Here is a 17,045-nt window from a genome sequence, read left to right as displayed (position 1 = left end):
CCATATTCCACAGATAGTCGGTTACTTTAATATAAAATGTCCTATAAAATTGTATGTGAAAGGACGGTGCTTAATATGAATAATGGAAGTATGGCTAATTTCATTTGTGAACTACGAAAATCAAAGAATATGACACAAAGACAATTAGGAGAAAAATTGAATATTACAGATAAAGCAGTTTCTAAATGGGAAAGAGGATTGGGGTATCCAGATGTATCAATATTATCCTCGCTTGCCGAGGTCTTGGGGGTTACTGTAAATGAACTGCTTAATGGGGAAAGAAGCGTTGCTCTGCCTTTAGAGGCAAATGCACTTATCGAAACAACTTTGCAGTATGCAAATAAAGTTACATTCAATAAAAAAGAATCAGTAAAATTTGTTGCAAAAATTGCAATTACAGTAACCTGTTTGCTTGGTATATTTGTTTGTATGATTTGTGATATGGCTATTTCAGGTGCTTTTACATGGTCATTATATCCAATTTCAGCTATTTCATTTTCATGGCTTATTATAATTCCTCTTTTTCAGCTTAAAAAGAATAATGTGTGCATGTCACTTGTTTCGTTAAGTGTTTTTATTATCCCGTTTTTATTTATTTTAAATAAAATTATTGGTGGTACAAAATTCATGTTACCACTGGGAATTCCCGTATCACTGATTGCTATTGCCTATATGTGGACTATATATATTTTGGCTTCAATTAAAAATTCAGCAAAATGGAATATGGCGGCAATTTCTATCCTATTAGGAATTCCTGTTTCTTTAATTATAAATTACATTGTTGCAAAATTTACAAACCAACCAATAATCAATGTATGGAATATTTTATCATGGGGAATACAGGTGGTATTATCAATTGTGCTTTTCTTCATAGGAAAGAAACAGGAATTCTAAGACTCAATGTAGATGGTTCATTTTCTTATTATATAGCTTTATAGATAATTAAAAGTAAAAAGGCTTACTTTTAGCTGTAAGTCTAATTTCAGGAATAACATTATTTTATTAGGTAAACATTACTACATCTTTTATACATTAGCTTGTCTACAGTCAGCACTCTACGAATGTGGAGACTTGCGTGTTGCCACAACGAAAAACTATATTTTAAACTCTTCTTTAACCATTTTGTTTTTACAAATGAGGGTGATAAAATTCGTAATAAACAGTTGAAAAAATATATTGACGTTTCTGTAGTTATTGATATGGAGTGTAGTAACACAAAAGAATAGATTTAGAAAAAGAGATGTTGTGAAAAATATAAACGGCTCAGATAAAGGTAGTGCTTGTATAATTTTATGGACTCATCTTAATATAAAATATTAAATTTAGATTAGATAAAAGGATGTATCCAAATGATTCCTACAGGAAAAGATATACTGAAGATTTTAAGAAAATGATAATAGAAGTTTATAACTCAGGAAAACCGGTATTGGATATTTGGATCGAATATGGCATAACTACAGCAACATTGTATAAACTAATCAAAAATCCACCTAGTAATGATCCGAAAAAGGTTATTGAAAACTTGGAGCCACTGATAACAAGCTTAAAGAAAATAAGGAAACGCTAAAACTTCAGGCTGAGCTTAACAGTATTAAAGAAGAGAATGAGATATTAAAAAAAGCTATCGCCATGTTCGCAAAGGAATAAAATCAATAATTGAATTCATCAATTTAAATAAATATATTTATTCTGTGAAGACAATGTGCAAGATGTTGGAAATTTCTGCGAGAAATTATTATAAAGCCCAAGAGAAGACTTTAAGTAATAGAGCAATAGAAAATAGTAAATATGAAAAGAAACTCTTTAAAATTATAAAGAAATATTAGATGATGCTTATAAAACTTTAACAAACAAATGCTGCATTTGATTATATTCAAACTTGAGCCTTTACCTTTAAAGGAAAAATAGTTTTTAGGCATAAACATGTAAGAAGTTAATCGAAATTATAGAAAACTTTATGCTATTTTAGTCATTAAGCAAGTTGCTTTATAGGTAAAAGAAGGGGAGGTTATATGAATATGTATGTTCGATTAGCTGAATATAAAGATTCTGAAGCACTATCATTATTGAATAACATGTTCAATGAGGTAAATATAACTAGTGAAGAAATAAAACAGAACCTTATAAATAATAATGAATTAATAGTCGTTGGCGTTATTGATGAAAAGATTGTTAGTTTTGGCTGTGCTCAAATATATAAATCATTTTGTTATAATTACTTACATGGTGAGATAACAGAGATGTATGTAAATGAAGAGAGTAGAGGAAGAGGGTCTGCTTCCATGATGATTGAATTATTAGAAAAAGAATTAAAAAATCAAGGAGTAAAAAGTATAAAGTTACTTACTGGTAAATATAATCATATTGCACAGAAAACTTACTTATCTTGTGGATACATATCAAAGGATGAAGCAATGTTCTACAAAAAAATAAATACATAAATACTTGAAATGGGAGGTTTTTATGATAATAGATATTCATGCCCATGCAGCAGGTGATTACAGCACAGTAGATTCAATAAAAAATATGGCATCAAAATATAATGTAGAGAAAATTGTTTTGTGCACAAGTCCTAAGAATATGCAAAATCTTAAGGAACCACCGAGTATGCCTTTTAAACAGAAACCTGATAGCATTTATATGATGAATCGGATGAACAGGATGGCTTATAATCATTTTTTCAAAGATAACGGTGATGGTAATCGCTTTGTTTGGAATTTGAAGAATCAGCTCCCTGAGGTGGTTATCCAGTTTCTTTGGGTAAACCCGCTTGATACTGGACACATGAATAATCTTGAAAACAATATCCGCACATATCAGCCTAAAGGGATCAAACTACATCAAGCATGGAGTCCGTTTAAGATTGATGGCGTAGAATTTAAAAATCTGGTTGATATTGCTTCTTTTAATAAATTACCTATTTTCATTCATTTATATTCCAAAAAGGAAGTTCTGAAGCTGGTGCATTTTATAAGAGGAAACCCTAACGCAGTGTTTATAATTGGACATATGACCGGTACAGATATTTTTAGTGAAAGCGGTGTAAACCTAAAAAATGTTTACTTTGATACTTCGAGCTCCAAAAGAATCCAGAGCAGTGATATAAAGCAGGCAATCGATATTTTTGGGTATGAACATATTGTTTTCGGTACGGATACACCTTATGCAAGCATTGACGAACAGATTGAACGAATTGAACAGTTAAAGCTGTCTGATAATATAAAGGAGCATATTTATAGCCTAAATGCAAAAAGAATTTTAGCTTTAGATTAATTATAAAAAATTCCATGTTATTTTATTAATGAATATAAAGTACTCTTTAGGTGGTAAAACGATATGTATCATTGAATGGTCGTTCTACCATCTTTTTTGTTTCTTTAAATAATCGAAATTAAAGGAAAGATTGTTGATATTGAATAAATTTCTTAATGCATTTACAAATATATGGATATGCTTTGAAAATTTGAACAAACAAATATAGCAATGGTACCGATATAATGAAAATATATTCTGGAAATAAGGTGATTTTCTTGGATTTGTGTCGAAAATTAATACAATTGAATGATTTTTGTAAGTAATATTTCACAAAATGCAAATTTAGGTATATGGAAATACATAAAAAATGAAGGTTGTACATTTTTATATTGCATAGAATAATTGCTATTGGTAAAATATTCTGTTTTGTCACCATCAAAATATGTCTTAGAACTGTGAAAATTAAAGATTTAGTAGATTCATTTGCAAAGATTTACTTCCGTAGAGGACTTATAGAATAGAGGAGTAGCAACAATAGAACTAAGTTATTTAAATAATAAAGAAATTAAAGGAATTTACAATATAGAAAGTACTGGCAGATTCTTCGATGATACTTGAATATGTAACCCTTAAGAATGGAGTTATCTGAAAAAATTAAAATGAAAATGGTCCATTCTTAGAAAGTGGCTTAAGGGTTTCAATAAAAAAAGAGTTATTTAGAACCCTGAAGAGTTCTATGTGATAATAAGAAGTGCTATTATAGCCATTTGAGATAGTGGCACTTAGTCAAGCTTACTCCAAACTCATTGGAGCATAGACATTGTATTTAAAAGCTGGATATATAACTTCGTTCACAATTTTGCTTTCTTCCTTATTGGCACAGTATGCCTTTATAGAAAGAGTCTTTGTCATCATCTGGTCATAGACAACACTGGTTTTTATGGCAATGTTCGCACTTCTTAAAATATCCGCAAACTCTTTGCCGCTGTGCATGGTATCTGCCGTGATATCAAAGATATAAAGCTTCTCTTTCTCGGACTTCTTAACCGCAAGCCCTGGGATTAAAGTCCCGATAAATGTTGCAGCACATATAGCTATGATGCTTAGTATGCCATCTGACTTTGCCATCCTCACAACAGCAATCATGTATATAGTTGTAGACAACGCAGCTAGTAAGCTCGAAAAGAAGAACTTTCCACGGGCTAGATATATATTCTTCATGGTGCCTAGAGTGTTGTCCAGCAGTTTTAGTAAAAATACTATTAAAATTTCCATTTTTCCTCCTAATTTTTGTTAAATAAAAATAAAAGACCCTTGCAATAAAAATCACAAGAGCCAAATAATATCTTAATTTATGGATAAAATTGTTTTGCACCGTAAGGCGCATTCTTCTGTAACTACCTTAGTATATCACATAACATGTATCTTGTATACATCCACATTTTTACAAAATATTAGAAAACCTCTTTATTTGCTCTCAATTATACTGTTTCAACTCCAATTATTAATTTATACATGCCATAAGAGCCTGAGAAGCCTCGATTTCTTAACAAATATAAATTAGCCTTTTGTAATAGGGCCCCATATTTACATTTACAATCAATAATGATATATTTTAATATATAAAATGGAAATAAGGTGCTGAGATGAAATATGCCGATTTGCATATACATTCTAATTACTCTGATGGGGTATTAAGCCCTTCAGAAATAATACATATCGCAGAACAAAAAAACATAAATACTATTTCTATTACGGATCATGACTCAATATGCTCACAATTCGTTTTAAAGGGTTGTGAGACTTCAGTTAATATTATACCTGGAGTTGAGATAAGCACTATCTGCAATGATTCGGAGTTACATATACTAGGCTATTTTATAGATATCAATAATGTAGAACTTAATGATGCTATGAATAAGCTAAAGGATATACGGTTAGACAGGATAAGACAAATCATATTGAAGCTAAATGAACTTTCTATAGATATAAGCTTACAGGACATTGAATGTTGTTGTAGGGATACTGTTGGAAGATCTCATATAGCTAAAATTCTTGTAGAAAAAGGCTATGTAGATAATTATAAAGCAGCTTTTACTAATTATCTTATAAAAGGTCGTCCTGCTTATGTAGAAAGATATAAATTTAATTATACTGAAACGTTAAGTTTGATAAGAAAAGCTGGAGGAATTCCAATTCTAGCTCATCCAGGCAAGATTTATAGAAATATAGATGTTGAAAAGGTAATAAAAAGGTTAAAAGATTATGGCCTTTATGGCGTTGAGGTTTTTCATCCAAGTCATTCAGGTATTCAAGTGAATAAGTTTTTTAATCTTTGTAAAAAATATAAACTTTTAGTTGCTGGTGGTAGTGATTGCCATGGAGTGTGCTCAAATGATGGTAGTAACTTAATTGGACAGTATGGAATTGATAAAGAATACTTAGATAAGATTGTTAGATTTTATAATAAATTATAAAGGTGGGGTATCATGACATTATCAAAAAAAATAGAAGCTTTAACGCCTTCTATAACATTATCAATAACAGCAAAAGCAAATGAAATGAAAAAAACTGGGGTGAACGTAATAAGTTTTGCAGCAGGAGAGCCAGATTTTAATACTCCTAAGAATATTATTGATTCTGCAATTAGCGCTATGGAAAATGGGCATACTAAATATACACCAGCGTCAGGGCTTTTGGAATTAAAAAAGGCTGTGTGTAAGAAATTTATAGATGATAATGGATTAGAATATTCGCCTTCACAGGTTATTATATCTAACGGAGCTAAACAATGCTTAGGAAACTTATTTTTAGCTTTATTAAACCCTGGTGATGAGGTAATAGTACCTACACCATATTGGGTTAGTTATCCAGAACTTATAAAAATAGCAGATGGAGTTCCTGTTTACGTACAGTGTGAAGAGGAAAATGATTTCAAATACACTATAGAAAACTTAAAACAAAGTTTAACAGATAAAACAAAGGCTTTATTATTAAATTCTCCTAATAATCCAACTGGAACTATATATTCTAAAGAAGAATTAGTTGAAATAGCTAATTTTGCTAAAGAAAATGATCTTTATATAGTATCAGATGAAATTTATGAGAAACTAATATACGGTGGAGAAAAGCATTTTAGTATTGCAGCTGTATCAGAAGATGCTTTTAATAGAACCATAGTTATAAATGGACTTTCCAAAACATATGCTATGACAGGATGGAGAATAGGTTATGCTGCTGGACCAGAAAACGTAATAAAGCTAATGTCCAGCATACAAAGTCATATGACATCAAATCCAAATACTATAGCTCAACATGCTGCTATTGAGGCGTTAAATTCTCCTGTGAAATTAGTAGAGGATATGGTAATTGAATTTGAAAAAAGAAGAAATTATATGGTTTCTAAGCTAAGTGAGGTAGAAAACGTAAAAATAATTAATCCGAGTGGTGCTTTTTACGTAATGGTAAATATATCATATTATTTAAAAAAGAAATTTGGAGAAACTATAATTGAAGATTCAAAAATGTTTTCTGAACTTCTGCTAGAAGCTAGTGCTGTAGCCACTGTTCCTGGTATAGCTTTTGGACTTGATGACTATATTAGATTATCCTATGCCACTTCAATAGACAATATAGAAGAAGGTGTAAAAAGATTAAAATCTTTTATAAATAAACTAAAATAACCAACTTGTCCAAAACTTATTGATATTTTGTCCAAAAATTATTATAATATAATAGTTAATGATATAAAATATAATTAAAGAGGTGGATATAATGGTAACTAAAGAAGTATTAGTTAAAAATTCAACTGGTTTACATGCTAGACCAGCAACATTATTAGTAAAGAAGGCATCATCATTTAAATCTGATATTAGCATTGAATTCAATGGAAAGAAAGCTAATGTTAAGAGTTTAATAGGAGTTCTTTCTTTAGGCGTAACTAAAGATGCTAACATAAAAGTAATAGCTTCTGGAGATGACGAAACTTTAGCTGCTGAAGAAATCGTTAAATTAATCGAAGGATTAGACGAATAATAAAAAAGGTTCCGTAAGGAACCTTTTTTATTTATGTTCAGCAATTCTTTTTATAAACAGTTTTACTTCTTAGTATTACGACAATGAGATTAACTGCTCCTGCAAAAACTAGAGTGTAAATTATTCTTTCAATATAGCAGTTGTTTAGAGAGATTAGCTTAACTAAATTAAAATTAAGTAATCCTATTAACCCCCAATTAATTGCTCCTATAAGTACTAGTAAAAAACTTAGCTTGTCGATAAGACTTAGCTTGTACACAATTTTCAACTCCCATCAAATTAAATTCCCATAGTATATATATTAAAATAAATAATAAAATATACCTGTAAAAAAAGAAAAAATATGATATAATACGAATGATAAACGTATTTTTTTACATTTTATTCGCAGGAGGAAAGAAAATGAGAAATTTGTATAGCACACCTTTAAATTCAAGATATGCATCTAAAGAGATGTCGTATTTATTTTCCGATGATATGAAGTTTTCTACATGGAGAAAGCTTTGGGTAGTACTAGCGGAGAGTGAAAGGGAATTAGGGTTAAATATCACTGAAGAACAAGTTAATGAGCTCAAAGAGCATATATACGATATAAATTATGATGAAGCAATAAAGAAAGAAAAAGAAGTAAGACACGATGTTATGAGTCATGTATATGCCTATGGATTACAATGTCCTAGTGCTAAGGGAATAATTCATCTAGGAGCAACTAGTTGCTATGTAGGGGATAATACTGACATAATAATAATGAAAGATGCTTTATTGTTAGTTAAAAAGAAGCTTATAAATGTTATAAATCATTTAAGTAATTTTGCAAATAAATATAAAGATTTACCTACACTTGGTTTTACACATTTTCAACCAGCTCAACTTACCACAGTGGGAAAGAGAGCTACATTATGGATACAAGATCTTCTAATCGATCTTGAAAACTTAGACTTTGTTATTGAAAAACTAAAACTAAGAGGAGTTAAAGGAACAACTGGAACTCAAGCAAGTTTTATGACTTTATTTAATGGCGATGAAGACAAAATAAGAACCTTAGATAAAATGGTTGCTGAAAAAATGGGGTATACTAGCAGTTATGCTGTTACAGGTCAGACATATCCTAGAAAAGTTGATTCAATAGTGCTTAATACATTATCAGAAGTAGCTCAAAGTGCTTACAAATTCAGTAACGACTTAAGATTGCTTCAAAGTATGAAGGAAGTAGAAGAGCCGTTTGAAAAAAATCAAATAGGATCTTCAGCAATGGCATACAAGAGAAATCCTATGCGTTCAGAGAGAATAGGTGCTTTAGCTAGATACATAGTTGTAGATGCTTTAAATCCTGCTATAACGGCTTCAACACAATGGTTTGAGAGAACACTTGATGATTCTGCAAATAAGAGAATAGCTGTAGCTGAAGCTTTCTTAGCTTTAGATGGAGTTTTAAATCTTTATATAAATATAGCTGAAAACATGGTTGTTTATGATAAAGTAATAGCAGCACATGTATTAAATGAATTACCTTTTATGGCTACAGAAAACATAATGATGGAAGCTGTAAAAAGAGGAGCAGACAGACAGGAAATGCATGAAAAGATAAGAGTGCATTCAATGGATGCAGCTAGAAGAGTAAAAGAAGAAGGCTTAAACAATGATTTAATAGAAAGAATTGTTGCTGATGATAGTTTCTTATTATCAAAAGAAGAAATATACAATATAATAGATCCGATTAAATTTGTTGGTAGAGCACCAGGTCAAGTGGTTGAATTCTTAAGAGATGAAGTTTCGCCGATTCTTGAAGCTAATAAAGAATTATTAGGTGTAGAAGCTCAAATTAATGTTTAATAGAATTTAAATTCAAATTAATAAGGTTAAGAAATCTAATTTGATTTCTTAACCTTATTTTATCAATATCAACTTTACATAATGTTTAATATGTTACTTTATAAAATCATCAGAAATTATTAAGAGGGAGAACTGAGAAGAAAATGATTCTCAGTTGTGAAAAAACAAAAAAAGATATACATCAAGTAATAAATGAAAACTAGAAAATTATATGAAGTTATTTTTGATTGAAGAAACGAATTAATGAATTTGGCTGAAATAAATCATACATATAAATTGTAAAGAAAAAATAAAATTTAAGTATATAGCTAAATATATGCTTGAATAAAAAAAATCAGTTAAAGAAGTAATTTTAAGAATAAGAATATTTATTATAATGTTCTAAATAAATGTGATAAATTTCAATAAAAATCATGGTTGATTTGTAGAAAAATAAGTTTTTTAAAAAATATGTAATATACATTGGAATGGTTTTGAAAATTCTCGGTAGAAATTTTTCGTCAAAATCCATGGTTGTTTTTAATAAAGATTTTATTGGCAAAAAATGTAGAATTATAAGTAGAAAATAAAACCTCGATAATAAATCAAATTTATATAATTAAGCGAATAAAATTATTATCTTTCAAAACCTAATAAAATTTAAGGCAAGATCATTGATTTTGTAATTAAATTTAAGAGATATAAGTAATAAATGATAATTTATATGATTGAAATCAGTAAAAGCTTTTAAAAATGCGTAAAATTAATTTCGCTAAATGCTAATTTAGCGAAATTAATCTATATTTTTAAAGGAAAATATGGTATAATTTAATAAGTACATATGATTAAGGAGATTTTATAATGAAATATGATATAAAAGCAATTCAAGCATATAATAATTTGCCAAATTCAGTTATAGATTTTTTAAATTACTTAGAAACAATAAAAGGTAAATCCGAAAGAACTATTGCCGGATACAAATTCGATTTAACAGTATTTTTTAGATTTATAAAATTATATAAAGGATTATGTAATCCAGAGACAGATTTTAACGAAATTCCTTTAACAGATATAGATGAAAATTTTTTAAGAACTATAAAACTTACTGATTTATACGCATTTATGAGTTTTGTTGAAAAACAAAGAATCAACGGAACTTATGCTAGAGCTAGAAAGGTTGCTGCTTTAAAATCGTATTTTAAATTCATTTCTACAAAGGCAAAAATCCTTACCGAAGATCCTACTGTAGAGTTAGAAACGCCTAAGATAAGTAAAAGGCATCCTGTATATCTTACATTAGATCAAAGCATTAATTTACTTAACTCATTAGATCGGAAAAACAAAAATTACTTAAGAGATTATTGCATTTTAACACTGTTTTTAAATTGTGGATTACGATTATCTGAATTATGTAATATTCAAATAGATAAAATTAAAAACGACACTCTTACTATAATAGGTAAAGGTAATAAAGAAAGAACTGTGTATTTGAATGAAGCTTCTCTGGATTCTATTGAAAAATATATTGCTGTAAGAGATTCTTCTAAATGCGATACGGAAAATAAAAAGTTTTTATTTCTTTCTTCTAGAAATAAAAAAATTGATAAAAGAACTGTTGAAATACTAGTAAAGAAGCATATTACAAATAGCGGATTAACACAAGATAAATACACTCCTCATAAGCTAAGACACACTGCTGCTACCCTAATGTATAAGTACGGAAATGTTGACATAAGAAGCCTTCAACAGATATTAGGCCACGAAAGCGTTTCAACTACCCAGATATATACTCATATTGATGACGAAGGACTAAGAGAAGCTGTAAATTCAAACCCACTTTCTAAAATAAATAGATATAAATAGAGCGTTCAAAATGAACGCTCTTCTACTCTCTTCTTTTAATTTTAATTAATCCAGGATAAACTTCTTCGGTTAGTTTTTGTATACTTATATCGTCATCTAATATATCTTGTAAATCATCTATGTATTCTATATGATCCCAAGCGTCTTCGTATTCTTCATCTTCGTAGATTACTTCATCATTTTCATCGTCAACGCTGTCTAGATCTAAATCATCATAATTATTTTCATCTAACTCTATTAATTCTTCTTCTACAAAATCATTCTCATCTACATTTCTAGCTATATCTTCAATTTTAATAGCTTTTAGGTCTACCCCCTCGTTTTCAAGGCATTTTCCGCAGTTATCGCATGCCTTGTTAGGGAAAATATCACATAATTCATCTGCTAGATTTCCATTTGTATTCATTTCTTCTCTCCTATCCTAAAGATTATAATATTAAGTTTACATTGTAAAAGATATCGCTTATATAGATTATTGACTGTACAAATTAACTTATTCATTCAAATGCGGGAAATTGAGTATCTTTTTTCTTTAATCATTTCCGCTCTTCTATTAGTAATAACTTTGTAAAAACCATCAATTATCTAGTAACTTAACAATCCAAAACCAATAAAATAAAACATAAAGTTATAGTTCTACTAAAGTATACTATTCTACTTTGCGTACATTGTCAATATTATATGATAATATACCAAGTAATTATATCAAACCTTAGCAATAATATCAATAAATAGAGAACGTTCGTTTGATTAGTGCTAACATCTGTGATATAATCAAGTTAATTAGATTGAGAGGTGTAAGTTATGCTTGAAAATACTAAACAAAATGAGATATATGAATTCCTGAAAAATTATACTGAAAACAAAGGATACCCACCTTCAGTAAGAGAAATTTGCGAAGCTGTTTCGTTAAAATCAACATCAACTGTTCATGGTCATCTTAAAAGATTAGAAAAAAAGGGATTAATTAAGAGAGATCCTACTAAACCAAGAGCTTTAGAAATAGCTGAGTTATCTATGCCTAAAAAAGAAATGATACATATCCCTATAGTTGGTAAGGTAACAGCAGGCGAACCAATACTCGCAACCGAAAACATAGAAGATGTATTTCCAATGCCTATAGAATACATCAAACATGACAATGAACTATTTGCTCTAAGAGTAAGCGGTAATAGCATGGTAGATGTTGGTATTGAAGACGGGGATCTTGCTATAATAGAACAATCTAGCCACGCTAACAATGGTGAGATTGTAGTTGCTTTAATAGATACAGAAGCTACTATAAAAAGATTCTTTAAGGAAAATGACCATATAAGATTACAACCTGAAAATAAAACGATGGATCCAATAATAGTGGATGACTGCGCTATATTAGGACGTTTAGTTGGATTATTCAGATCATATTAGTTTACATAAAGAACTTCTAAAACAACTGAAATATCTAGGTTTAGCTAGCTTGAAATTTTTATAACTTACTATACAGCAAAAAAAGAACGGTTTAATCCGTTCTTTTTACTTTGCATATATTTATTTAACCTATATTAGATAAAGCTATTAATATACCTATTTTTGCATGATCAAAAGTTAATCCACCTTGTAAATATGCAATATAAGGTTCTCTTATTGGAGCATCTGCAGATAACTCAATTGATGATCCCTGTATAAATGCCCCTGCAGCCATTATAACTTGATCATTATATCCTGGCATATCCCATGGTTCACATTCAACAAAAGAGTCTACAGGCGATCCTTTTTGTATTCCCTTACAGAACTTAATTAATTTTTCAGGATTATTGAATTTTATAGCCTGAATTATATCACTTCTTTTTTCATCAAACTTTGGTAAAACTTCAAAGCCAGCAAGGTCCATGATTCTAGCACAGAATACAGCTCCTTTTACAGCTTCAATAGCTACATGTGGTGCAAGAAATAAACCTTGGAATAACTGTCTCATCACTCCAAAAGTAGAACCGCACTCTCCTCCTATTCCAGGTATAGTTAACCTAAAAGCAGCTTGTTCTACATATGCACTCTTACCTGCTATATATCCACCTGTTGGTGCTATTCCTCCACCTATATTCTTAATTAAAGAACCAGCTATTAAATCAGCACCAACATCTGTTGGTTCAATAGTGTCGATAAATTCTCCATAACAGTTGTCCACAAACACTATAACATCTTCTCTAATTGATTTAACAAGCTTTATAGCTTCACCTAATTCTGCTACAGAAAAAGAATTTCTCCATCCATAACCAGTACTTCTTTGCATGTGTACCACTTTTATACTTTTATCTTCTCTTAACTCTTTTTCTATTAGCTCAAAATCGAATTTTCCTTTTGAAGTCAAATCCGCTTGTTTATAATTAACGCCATATTCTTTTAAAGATCCTATGTTTTCATTTCCACTTATTCCAATAATATTATGTAAAGTATCATATGGCTTACCACTTACAGTAAATAAAGTATCATTAGGTCTAAGATTACCAAATAAAGCAGCTCCTATAGCATGAGTTCCATTTACAAAGTGCGGTCTAACCAAAGCACTCTCTGTATTAAAAATCCTTGCATAAACCTTATCTAACGCATCTCTACCCACATCACCATATCCATAACCAGAGGAGTTAGTAAAATGTGTGTCGCTTATTCTTTCTTCTTGAAGTGCATTAAGAACCTTTAATTGATTAAACTCTCTTATTTTATCATACATATCAAATTGCTCTTGTACATCTTCAATAGCCTTTTCATAAAGAGCAAAGGTATTTTCACTAATATTGTAGCTTTTTCTTAAAAAATCTTTTGTAATATCAAACATGTATAAACCTCCAAATTTATCCTAAAACAATAACATTAATATTATCATATGAATAAAAATTAGGCAAACAATTTGTTTGCCTATGCTAATACTTATAAACTCTCATCAACTTGTGGTGTATTAAATAGTATTGGCTTTGCTGGGGTTACTGTAGTTATCGCATGTTTATAAACTAGCATCTGTTTTCCATCTGAATCTAGAACAACAGTAAAGCTATCAAAACCCTTTACAAAACCTTTCAATTGGAATCCGTTAACTAAATGTATTATAACTAAAATCTTATTCTTTCTTGCGCCATTTAGGAAAATGTCCTGTAAATTATTTGTTGACTTGTTCATAACCGTAACCTCCAAATTTTCTTAATCTTATATATTATTATAATGCTATTGAATATTTATGTCATCAACTATTTTGTTTATTATTTCGTTATCTGACATTATATCCTTATCTAAGTAAACAACTCGAGGGTCTTTTCTAAACCATGTGAGCTGCCTTTTTGCATAGTTTCTACTTCCTTGTTTTATCAGCTCTATAGCCTTCTCTAAGGAAATTTTATCCTGTAGATAGTATAAAATCTCTTTATAACCTATTCCCTTCATTGACTGCATTTCTGGAGTAAGATTCATATTCATTAACATTCTTACTTCTTCAATTAGGTTTTTATCAAGCATAATGTCTACTCTTTTATTAATGCGGTTATAAAGCTTTTCTCTATCCATGGTTAAAACATAGTAATAAAGATCATAGTCGCATTGGTAAATGGATTCTTTTTCTTTAAATTCACTAAATTTTTTTCCTGTAGTTTTATATACCTCAAGAGCTCTTATAACTCTTTTTCTATTATTGAAATGGATATTTTCATAACTTTCCATATCAATAGCTTTGAGCATCTCATGAATATATTGGTTGCCATGGGCCTCAGCTAAACTTTCTAGGTAAGCTCTATATTCTTCATCTTTCTTACTATCAGTAAAGCTTAGGTTACAGATTATTGAATCTATATAAAGACCAGTACCTCCAGCAATTATAGGTAATTTCCCTCTGCTGTATATATCCTCGATATAGCCTTTAGCTAGATCTTTAAAGTCTGAAACACTAAATTCCTCTTTAGGATGTACCACATCAATCATATAATGTTTGACCCCATCCATCTCAGCTTCTGTAACTTTTGCAGAACCTATATCCATATATTTATATATTTGCATTGAGTCAGCTGATATTATCTCGCCATTTAGCTCTTTAGCTAATTTTATGGATACATCAGTTTTTCCAACTGCAGTAGGTCCCCCAAGCACTAATAATTTCTTCTTTTCCATAAGTCTATTCCTTTATTGTATCCTTCTAAATTTCTTTTCTAATTCATTAAGTGTAAGTTTAATGATTGTTGGCCTTCCATGAGGGCAATGAAACGGATCATCTATGAATCTAAGGGTATTTAACAGTTCATACATCTCTTCAGTACTTAACAAATCATGTGCCTTCACTGCAGCTTTACAGGCCATTGTGGCAATTCTATTATATTTAACTTCAGTGGTCTTCCCAGAACCAAGATTTTTTAAATTATCGATAATATCTAGAAGTAGACTTTTAGGATTGAGTTTATCCAAAAAGTAAGGAACTTCCTTTAACAATATACTATTATCCCCAAAATCCTCTATAAGAAAACCTGCTTTTTCAAATATTGATTTGTTTTCTAATATAATCTCATAGTCGTCCATGATTAAATTTATTACACATGGTACCAGTAAGCTTTGTACCTGTATATGGGAACTTTCAATATCTTTTAAATATTTTTCGAAAAGAATTTTTTCATGAGCAGCATGCTGATCTATTAAATACATAGTATCGTCATACTCACCTATTATATAGGTCTTGTTAAACTGACCTATAATTCTAAGGTTAGGTATTTTAGCATTACTCTTTTCTTCTACGGCTTTATATGTGTTCTTAACTGAGCTAGCATTTTCAATACTCTCACTATTTTCAATATAAGATTGAGTTACTTCTAAGGAACTGTTGACAGCGTCTGTAATTTGGTTATTATCCGTTGCCTCTTCCTTACTAAATGAAATAGGCTTTAAATCAACTGGTAAGTCTACAACTTGTTGCTTATCCTCATAAGTAGCTTCATCATCATTTTCTTTAACTATATAGTCATTTTGAGGCTGTACATATGAATGATAAACTTTATCAAAGTTATGGAAATCTAAATCTAGCGGAACATTTTCTACCTTTTCCTCTTGAACCTGTTCTTCAGGCAATTTAAAAGATTCAAAAACATCATCTTTTAAGGCTTTATGAACACTGTCAAAAGCAATCTTATATATACTTCTATCATCCTTAAACTTTATTTCAGCTTTTTGCGGATGAATATTAACATCTATAAGCTCAGGGTAGATATCAATAAGTAGAATAAAAAACGGAAATTTATTTACTGTACTGAAGGATTTAAAAGCATTTTCAACAGCTACAGTAGCTAATCTATTTTTTACATAACGCTTATTTACAAAAAGGATTTGGTTATTACGAGAACCTCTGCTTATTTCTTCTTTACCTATATATCCATAAGCAGAAGAAGTATCAGTATGACCTTCAAAGTATATAAGGTTATCTACTATATTCTTGCCAAATATTGTTCTAATAGCATCTAACATGTTGCCATTTCCATATGTATTAAATACTTTTTTACCATTGTTATGATATTCAATAGCTATGTCAGGATTTGCTATTGCTATCCTACTTATTATCTCATTTATCAAAGCAGCTTCTCTTGATTGAGATTTTAAAAACTTTTTTCTAGCTGGAACATTGAAAAACAAATCTTTAACCTCAATTTGAGTTCCATTTGGCATACTTACTTCTTCATTTATAACTGTTTTTCCACCTTCAATTTGAAGCATCCTGCCAGTATCAAACTCTGTACTCTTAGATTTTATGCTTATATAAGATATTGAAGCAATACTAGGAAGTGCTTCACCTCTAAAACCTAAGGTGTTTATGTTATAAACGTCCTCAATTGTTTGTATTTTACTAGTAGCATGAGGCATAAATGCTTTTTCAATATCATCTGGGTGTATTCCATTACCATCATCAGTAACCTTTATAAGCGTTTCTCCACCGTTTTCTATCTCTAAGACTATCTTCTTAGCTTTAGCATCTATACTGTTCTCTAGTAACTCTTTAACCACTGAAGAAGGTCTTTCGACAACTTCTCCAGCAGCTATTTTATTTGAAGTATTAGTATCTAGTAGATTAATTCTTTTCAAAT

16 protein-coding genes are annotated in these 17,045 nt (G+C 29.9%); 9 read left to right on the top strand and 7 right to left on the bottom strand.

Going from position 1 to position 17,045, the window contains the following annotated elements; all coding sequences use genetic code 11:
• Window positions 1-75: 75 nt before the first annotated feature.
• From J3477_RS00685 to J3477_RS00675, 3 genes are all read left to right on the top strand, one after another.
• A complete protein-coding gene (locus J3477_RS00685; RefSeq protein ID WP_206867645.1) occupies window positions 76-894 on the top strand; it encodes a helix-turn-helix domain-containing protein in 819 nt (272 codons plus the stop codon).
• 1,118 nt (window positions 895-2,012) lie between these two features.
• Complete coding sequence (locus J3477_RS00680; RefSeq protein WP_206867644.1) at window positions 2,013-2,441, top strand: GNAT family N-acetyltransferase; 429 nt, start codon at window positions 2,013-2,015, stop codon at window positions 2,439-2,441.
• Between the two features lie 22 nt (window positions 2,442-2,463).
• Entirely contained in the window at window positions 2,464-3,273 is an 810-nt protein-coding gene (locus J3477_RS00675) for an amidohydrolase family protein (protein WP_206867643.1), read from the top strand.
• 774 nt (window positions 3,274-4,047) lie between these two features.
• Here J3477_RS00675 and J3477_RS00670 read toward each other — a convergent pair.
• Window positions 4,048-4,530, bottom strand: a complete 483-nt coding sequence (locus J3477_RS00670) for a hypothetical protein (RefSeq protein WP_206867642.1) — start codon at window positions 4,528-4,530, stop codon at window positions 4,048-4,050.
• A gap of 371 nt (window positions 4,531-4,901) precedes the next feature.
• On the opposite strand from J3477_RS00670, the gene J3477_RS00665 reads away from it, so the two are divergent.
• The 3 genes from J3477_RS00665 (at window position 4,902) to J3477_RS00655 (ending at window position 7,290) form a co-directional block, all read left to right on the top strand.
• The gene (locus tag J3477_RS00665; RefSeq protein WP_206867641.1) at window positions 4,902-5,732 is read left to right on the top strand and encodes a PHP domain-containing protein; all 831 of its coding nucleotides are present in this window, start codon (window positions 4,902-4,904) and stop codon (window positions 5,730-5,732) included.
• A 12-nt stretch (window positions 5,733-5,744) separates the two neighbouring features.
• Entirely contained in the window at window positions 5,745-6,938 is a 1,194-nt protein-coding gene (locus tag J3477_RS00660; protein WP_206867640.1) for a pyridoxal phosphate-dependent aminotransferase, read from the top strand.
• 91 nt (window positions 6,939-7,029) lie between these two features.
• Complete coding sequence (locus J3477_RS00655) at window positions 7,030-7,290, top strand: HPr family phosphocarrier protein (RefSeq protein WP_206867639.1); 261 nt, start codon at window positions 7,030-7,032, stop codon at window positions 7,288-7,290.
• 37 nt (window positions 7,291-7,327) lie between these two features.
• Here J3477_RS00655 and J3477_RS00650 read toward each other — a convergent pair whose 3' ends face one another.
• Window positions 7,328-7,549: a DUF378 domain-containing protein gene (locus J3477_RS00650; RefSeq protein WP_206867638.1), complete on the bottom strand. Its 222-nt coding sequence runs from the start codon at window positions 7,547-7,549 to the stop codon at window positions 7,328-7,330.
• A 143-nt stretch (window positions 7,550-7,692) separates the two neighbouring features.
• Between J3477_RS00650 and purB the strand changes: the two genes are divergently transcribed.
• Together purB and J3477_RS00640 are read left to right on the top strand one after the other, a co-directional pair.
• On the top strand, window positions 7,693-9,123 hold the full coding sequence (gene purB, locus J3477_RS00645) for an adenylosuccinate lyase (RefSeq protein WP_206867637.1): 1,431 nt from the start codon (window positions 7,693-7,695) through the stop codon (window positions 9,121-9,123).
• An 840-nt stretch (window positions 9,124-9,963) separates the two neighbouring features.
• Window positions 9,964-10,965 carry a tyrosine recombinase XerC gene (locus tag J3477_RS00640; protein ID WP_206867636.1) on the top strand — a complete coding sequence of 334 codons (1,002 nt, stop codon included), beginning with the start codon at window positions 9,964-9,966 and terminating at the stop codon, window positions 10,963-10,965.
• 22 nt (window positions 10,966-10,987) lie between these two features.
• Here J3477_RS00640 and J3477_RS00635 read toward each other — a convergent pair whose 3' ends face one another.
• The gene (locus tag J3477_RS00635; RefSeq protein WP_206867635.1) at window positions 10,988-11,371 is read right to left on the bottom strand and encodes a hypothetical protein; all 384 of its coding nucleotides are present in this window, start codon (window positions 11,369-11,371) and stop codon (window positions 10,988-10,990) included.
• A gap of 398 nt (window positions 11,372-11,769) precedes the next feature.
• Between J3477_RS00635 and lexA the strand changes: the two genes are divergently transcribed.
• Window positions 11,770-12,372, top strand: a complete 603-nt coding sequence (gene lexA, locus J3477_RS00630) for a transcriptional repressor LexA (RefSeq protein WP_206867634.1) — start codon at window positions 11,770-11,772, stop codon at window positions 12,370-12,372.
• Window positions 12,373-12,496: 124 nt separating this feature from the next.
• Here lexA and J3477_RS00625 read toward each other — a convergent pair whose 3' ends face one another.
• The 4 genes from J3477_RS00625 to mutL all read right to left on the bottom strand — a co-directional run bounded on the left by J3477_RS00625 (window position 12,497) and on the right by mutL (window position 17,043).
• Window positions 12,497-13,777 (bottom strand): methionine gamma-lyase family protein, encoded by a 1,281-nt coding sequence (locus J3477_RS00625; protein WP_206867633.1) that lies wholly within the window; start codon window positions 13,775-13,777, stop codon window positions 12,497-12,499.
• Window positions 13,778-13,869: 92 nt separating this feature from the next.
• Window positions 13,870-14,115, bottom strand: a complete 246-nt coding sequence (gene hfq, locus J3477_RS00620) for an RNA chaperone Hfq (RefSeq protein ID WP_183277363.1) — start codon at window positions 14,113-14,115, stop codon at window positions 13,870-13,872.
• Window positions 14,116-14,160: 45 nt separating this feature from the next.
• Window positions 14,161-15,093, bottom strand: coding sequence for a tRNA (adenosine(37)-N6)-dimethylallyltransferase MiaA (gene miaA, locus J3477_RS00615; protein WP_206867632.1), 933 nt, complete (start codon window positions 15,091-15,093; stop codon window positions 14,161-14,163).
• Between the two features lie 12 nt (window positions 15,094-15,105).
• On the bottom strand, window positions 15,106-17,043 hold the full coding sequence (gene mutL / locus J3477_RS00610; protein ID WP_206867631.1) for a DNA mismatch repair endonuclease MutL: 1,938 nt from the start codon (window positions 17,041-17,043) through the stop codon (window positions 15,106-15,108).
• Between the last annotated feature and the right edge of the window lie 2 nt (window positions 17,044-17,045).

This window comes from Clostridium zeae, assembly GCF_017312485.1.
Classification (GTDB): domain Bacteria; phylum Bacillota; class Clostridia; order Clostridiales; family Clostridiaceae; genus Clostridium_AR; species Clostridium_AR zeae.
This window is presented reverse-complemented; position numbering and strand designations above follow the sequence as displayed.

Excerpts from the sequence above, each read along its gene's own strand:
- J3477_RS00640 (WP_206867636.1), top strand. The coding sequence starts at position 9,964 with ATGAAATATGATATAAAAGCAATTCAAGCATATAATAATTTGCCAAAT.
- miaA (WP_206867632.1), bottom strand. The coding sequence starts at position 15,093 with ATGGAAAAGAAGAAATTATTAGTGCTTGGGGGACCTACTGCAGTTGGA.
- J3477_RS00680 (WP_206867644.1), top strand. The coding sequence starts at position 2,013 with ATGAATATGTATGTTCGATTAGCTGAATATAAAGATTCTGAAGCACTA.
- J3477_RS00675 (WP_206867643.1), top strand. The coding sequence starts at position 2,464 with ATGATAATAGATATTCATGCCCATGCAGCAGGTGATTACAGCACAGTA.
- J3477_RS00670 (WP_206867642.1), bottom strand. The coding sequence starts at position 4,530 with ATGGAAATTTTAATAGTATTTTTACTAAAACTGCTGGACAACACTCTA.
- J3477_RS00655 (WP_206867639.1), top strand. The coding sequence starts at position 7,030 with ATGGTAACTAAAGAAGTATTAGTTAAAAATTCAACTGGTTTACATGCT.
- J3477_RS00685 (WP_206867645.1), top strand. The coding sequence starts at position 76 with ATGAATAATGGAAGTATGGCTAATTTCATTTGTGAACTACGAAAATCA.
- J3477_RS00665 (WP_206867641.1), top strand. The coding sequence starts at position 4,902 with ATGAAATATGCCGATTTGCATATACATTCTAATTACTCTGATGGGGTA.
- J3477_RS00635 (WP_206867635.1), bottom strand. The coding sequence starts at position 11,371 with ATGAATACAAATGGAAATCTAGCAGATGAATTATGTGATATTTTCCCT.
- purB (WP_206867637.1), top strand. The coding sequence starts at position 7,693 with ATGAGAAATTTGTATAGCACACCTTTAAATTCAAGATATGCATCTAAA.
- J3477_RS00660 (WP_206867640.1), top strand. The coding sequence starts at position 5,745 with ATGACATTATCAAAAAAAATAGAAGCTTTAACGCCTTCTATAACATTA.
- hfq (WP_183277363.1), bottom strand. The coding sequence starts at position 14,115 with ATGAACAAGTCAACAAATAATTTACAGGACATTTTCCTAAATGGCGCA.
- J3477_RS00625 (WP_206867633.1), bottom strand. The coding sequence starts at position 13,777 with ATGTTTGATATTACAAAAGATTTTTTAAGAAAAAGCTACAATATTAGT.
- lexA (WP_206867634.1), top strand. The coding sequence starts at position 11,770 with ATGCTTGAAAATACTAAACAAAATGAGATATATGAATTCCTGAAAAAT.